The following is a 4,488-nucleotide window of genomic DNA, read 5'->3' as shown; positions in this document are numbered from 1 at the left end:
GTCCAACCCATCAAAATAATTTGAATTAACATAGTAATCTATAAATTTTAAACCCTTAATCATGATTAAACCTGGTACAGAAAGCTCACTTGATGAAATTGAAAAGGATATAATAAGAGCATTAGATGTATTTCATAACATGGCTTTTAAATTGCATTCTTTATACGTTTTCTTAGGATTTATCGCAATAATTTCCTCTGTATTTGTAACGACTTTTCTTGCGACAAACATCCATTACGTTGTATTACCTTATATTTCATTCACAGCTACAGCTTCACTTACGTTAATAACAGCTTTCAACCTAGGAACTAAAGCCAACAATTGTAGAAAGGGATGGAGACATCTTCATTACGCATTTGCACAATATAAAGCGGATTTGATAAAAATACCAGAATTATTGGCGGCCAGAGCTGAAGCTGAAACAATTCTTGGAGGTGTTGACTTTCAATATAATCCTAAATCTGATGTGGGAAAGCCATAAAAAGATAACCTTGTAAAGGGAATCCCCGAAAACAGAAATAATGCTTTATAGTGCGGCTAATAAAAGGGAGCCGGACAATCCCAATGCCCAAATTTTAAGATGCCATTAAGTTAACTTGTTACAGAGTTAGAGTTTAATCCGATAGCGGTATAAAAGCACCGCAAAGCAAACACCAGCGGCCAAGCCTGTGTTGGGATAATACGTATATTTGATCATGACACTTTACCAATTCAGAGCATTAGATATAAATGAACAGGCCAATGCTGTTTGGGAGGGTACGTTTCTCGATAGCAGGGTTGAAGCTATTTACAATGTTCATCTTTATAATGTTGGTGATTTCTATGTTGAAGTTTATTACTCCAACAAACTAAACGAGATTGTTAAGATTCGAGCATTCAGAAGTACCTCATTTATCGAGGTATACTTAAATACTATAACTTTAGATTCGTTGAATGGGTTAGTCTAAGCGTTGGCAGAGTTATATAAAAGTTAATTAACAAAGGCTAGCCAATAGGGTTAAAAAAGCCTTTACGCTCAACAGGGATGTCTTGCAACTTGGTTTTACCTTTTATTGGTTCTGCGTTATCCACAAATATTTCCCACTCAATACAGTTTTCATTTTCATAATAAAACTCATCCAGCTCTGGCAAATCGAAATCTAATTTAATCTTAAGTTTAGGTAGAATAGGAACATACCTTGTCGGACCGTAAACAGGGGTTGTGGCGTAAGGTGTGCCTTTGAAATCTACAATATCGCGAACTGTATTACTCGCACTAAATTCTACAGTTTTATTACTGAAGAAATCATCATTGGAGTGTAAAGCCTTACTTGGCAAGTCAATAACACAATGGACATATTGGGCAATAACATTTCCATTGTTTCTTGCCGATATAGAAATATTGTAACTTCCTTTCAAGATAATCTCAAACTCCAATGCAATCAATGGATGGTTTACTCTATTTAAAATATCTCTAATTTCATAATCATACATAGGAAGGATATTGAAGTTGTGTCGCCTGTAATATCTGTGATCATTTGATTGATGAGCAGTATTACTTTTAGGCACTTCAACAACGTAGACTACTTTGTTTAGGTCAGAATCGATTTCAATTGGGTGAATCAACACTCCAGTTATTCGCGGCTGTATGGAGGATTGAATGATTTGCTCTAGCCATTCTTTACTAATGATGTTTCGATCAATCGAGTCAATATTATTTGCTATATGTTTAAAAGCTTTATCCTCCGCAACTCCGTAAATAACAACTCCTCCATCTGCATTTGCAAAAGCGGCAACATCCTTCGATATGCTCTCCTTGGTTTTGTTAATGTTGCTCTTGTCAAGTGCGCCAGCGGCTTTATAGTCAAGATGCAAATTCTCTTCTACACGCTCATCTATTAAATTTTGTATGTAGGCTTGGTTATATATCATGTTTGCTGTTATGATTGCTAATTTACTTTTAAACCTTGTTAAAACAAAGTTCCTTGTACTCCATTCATCGGCTGTGAAGCCCCAACTGGATCAAATGGTTTATCAAACTTAGGTTTTACTTCAGTACCTTTTAAATCATGCAGCCAGATGTGGCTTTGCGCGGGCTCTGTAAACTCCGTGTAGTATGGAAAGTAATGTGTGTTCACCAATGTGATATCAACCTTGTAGCCAGTGTAAAAGTCGTTGCTTAAGCTATTCATATGTGCAATTTCACCTGTAAGTGAATTAAAGAGCATATTGAGCAATGCCATTTTACAGCAAGTGTTGTCAAGGTCTGCACCATAAAGATGTAGATGCCGATTGATCTTTGCAGCAGCCAATAGCATTCTGCCTGAACCGCATGCACAGTCAGCAACTGTTTGCCCTGGCAATGAATTGTCACCAACTGACATTGTAGCCATCATATCACACATTGGTGTTGGAGTGAAATACTGACCATTGTGGCCATTGGAAATTGCTTGCATATAAAGTTCCCCGAGTGGGTCATTGAAGCCCTCTGAAAGGTCGCCAATGATGGTAACAAGAGTTACCAGTTGTTTCACTTTAGGATGAGATTGGTATTTTTCGAGTGCGATGTTTTGTGATTCTGCGTCATCGAATTTCCTAAAAGGTAACAGCGTCCAATCAAGTATGTCAGTGAAGGCAGTAGAAAGGGATTGCCCATAAGCAAATCGTTCAAATTCCTTAAAAAGCTGTTTAATGTCTGTCATAGCAGTAAGTTTTATGTCGAGTGAATTCTCGAACGAACGAACCGCTGAACAGCTGCACTAAGGCAAGGTGGAGAGCTAAGAAAATGCGGAAGGTTTCCATGCTAATGGAATACCCATTTTCGTGATACTACCTTGAAACGAAGTGACTATGTGCTGATGTGTCAGCTAACTTTGTGATGAGAATAACGTCGAAGATTGATTTGATCTTTAAGTCTGAAGTTATATTTGAAAACAATATCTTTAACGAAAACCTAAGTTGTACCTAAAATGGATGTAGTTGACCTATCTGTCAAATTAGACCTAAATGTTCCAGCAGAAAATCTAAAGAGCCTCGCGGAAGATGTATACGAATTAGTAGATAGAGCACAAGCAAACCTTTTAGGATTTGAAAACCCTGAAATACATGTTTGGGTAGAACAAGGTAGCCTAAGTTATAAAGCAAAGATAATTATCGGATTAAACATGTTTTATGCTGCTGTAAGCGGATATGGTGGTTTTATAGACGGTGTTGAAAAAATCTATGAACATAGCAACAAGGTTATAAACTACGTTAATGAGAAATTGATTGCGCCCAATGCATCAAAGGTTGTAGACGCTAAAAGGTCAGCAGGACTTCCTGAAAAGATTAAAAGTATACTACGTTCAGTGCAGCAAGGAAAACTCTCACCAGATGAGGCAACAGATAAGGTAATCAAACTTTTGGAGTTTGAAGAAGGTGATTCCCAGTTGAAAAAAAGAATCGTTAGTTCATTCAGGCAAAGTGCAGAAGATGAGTTTAGAGAACCTGATATACAACTGAAGGCATTCCCTGATGACGAGTTTAAAGTTGAACGTAAGGCCGTGCCTTTTAGAAAACCAGTGTCAAAATTACCACCAAATGAAGCTAGTTTGCAAGGCATCGAACTTTGGTATAACAGACGGACAGGTACAAAGGAAATAAGAAGATATACAAAGTAAGGATAGAGAATCTTACAAGGCAGCTGTTAAGAGTAACCTGCCTATTTTACGTTTAATCCTTAACAAGGCTTCAATCTTGTTCACAAGTTTTACTCTAAAATCCTCCTGATCAATCCAAACTTTGTACTGGTAATTTCTTATGTCAAAATTGGCTTTGCTCATAAAGGTATAACATGCTTGTGAAATATTAAAATCTGCGAACCGCCCTGCGAATAGAGGGGAGGACCTTTATCGAGGAAGCAGGAAGTATATCTAAGGGTTAGCTTTATAATAATCTCGATTTGCGAGTAGCATCATTAGCTCATCTTTCCAGAAGCCTTGTTCTTGAACGGCAACCGGATCAATCATAAACATGGCCCGCTTCATTGTGTCATACTGTTCATCCGTAAACTTGGCATTTAAAAAAGCATCTTCACCGTTATTCTCGATTACATCTTTTACAAAGTCTCGATAAATTATTAGGAATATAAGTAAGCACTCAAGTGACTTGTTACAATAGGTTGATGCAAAGTAATCCTCATGATCCAACCACTCAATTGCATCGTTGTTTTGTACGTTAATAGCAATAGGACTCCCACTGCCATCTGAACCTATAACAACGTATTTATCAGGTTCAAGATCAAGATCATATATATCTTCTAGCTTAGCTATACCTTCATAAAGGTTATCGCTATCATTCACAAAGGATATGTAGGGAGCGGCATCATTTGGTAATCCAACTTCTAAATAGGAAATTGTAGAATGCTGAAGGTTTAAGTTCCGAAGCTGGTAAAGAGATATAGGCGAAACCTGTTCTCCTAGCTGAGTCCAATTTACTAAATATTCTTGTGCTGTCATGTGGGTTTTAGAG

7 protein-coding genes are annotated in these 4,488 nt (G+C 37.3%); 3 read left to right on the top strand and 4 right to left on the bottom strand.

Translation table 11 applies throughout. From position 1 onward, the window contains the following. Positions 1-61: 61 nt before the first annotated feature. Positions 62-481: a hypothetical protein gene (locus tag AC1DPZ_RS22545; RefSeq protein ID WP_477407684.1), complete on the top strand. Its 420-nt coding sequence runs from the start codon at positions 62-64 to the stop codon at positions 479-481. 214 nt (positions 482-695) lie between these two features. Continuing rightward, positions 696-947, top strand: coding sequence for a hypothetical protein (locus tag AC1DPZ_RS22540; RefSeq protein WP_477407682.1), 252 nt, complete (start codon positions 696-698; stop codon positions 945-947). A gap of 37 nt (positions 948-984) precedes the next feature. On the opposite strand, the gene AC1DPZ_RS22535 is transcribed toward AC1DPZ_RS22540, so the two are convergent. Further along, positions 985-1,911, bottom strand: coding sequence for an AlbA family DNA-binding domain-containing protein (locus AC1DPZ_RS22535; protein ID WP_477407680.1), 927 nt, complete (start codon positions 1,909-1,911; stop codon positions 985-987). Between the two features lie 38 nt (positions 1,912-1,949). Continuing rightward, positions 1,950-2,681: an N-6 DNA methylase gene (locus AC1DPZ_RS22530; protein WP_477407678.1), complete on the bottom strand. Its 732-nt coding sequence runs from the start codon at positions 2,679-2,681 to the stop codon at positions 1,950-1,952. A 267-nt stretch (positions 2,682-2,948) separates the two neighbouring features. Here AC1DPZ_RS22530 and AC1DPZ_RS22525 point away from each other — a divergent pair, with 267 nt between their 5' ends. Beyond that, positions 2,949-3,638: a hypothetical protein gene (locus AC1DPZ_RS22525; RefSeq protein WP_477407676.1), complete on the top strand. Its 690-nt coding sequence runs from the start codon at positions 2,949-2,951 to the stop codon at positions 3,636-3,638. Between the two features lie 12 nt (positions 3,639-3,650). Here AC1DPZ_RS22525 and AC1DPZ_RS22520 read toward each other — a convergent pair whose 3' ends face one another. Continuing rightward, entirely contained in the window at positions 3,651-3,800 is a 150-nt protein-coding gene (locus AC1DPZ_RS22520) for a hypothetical protein (RefSeq protein ID WP_477407674.1), read from the bottom strand. Between the two features lie 90 nt (positions 3,801-3,890). Continuing rightward, on the bottom strand, positions 3,891-4,488 hold a 598-nt coding region (locus AC1DPZ_RS22515), incomplete at its 5' end, for an SUKH-4 family immunity protein (RefSeq protein ID WP_477407672.1).

Source organism: Mucilaginibacter sp. P4_G9 (genome assembly GCF_056400985.1).
Note: the sequence above shows the minus strand (reverse complement) of the source record. Positions and strands in the feature narration are given on the sequence as shown.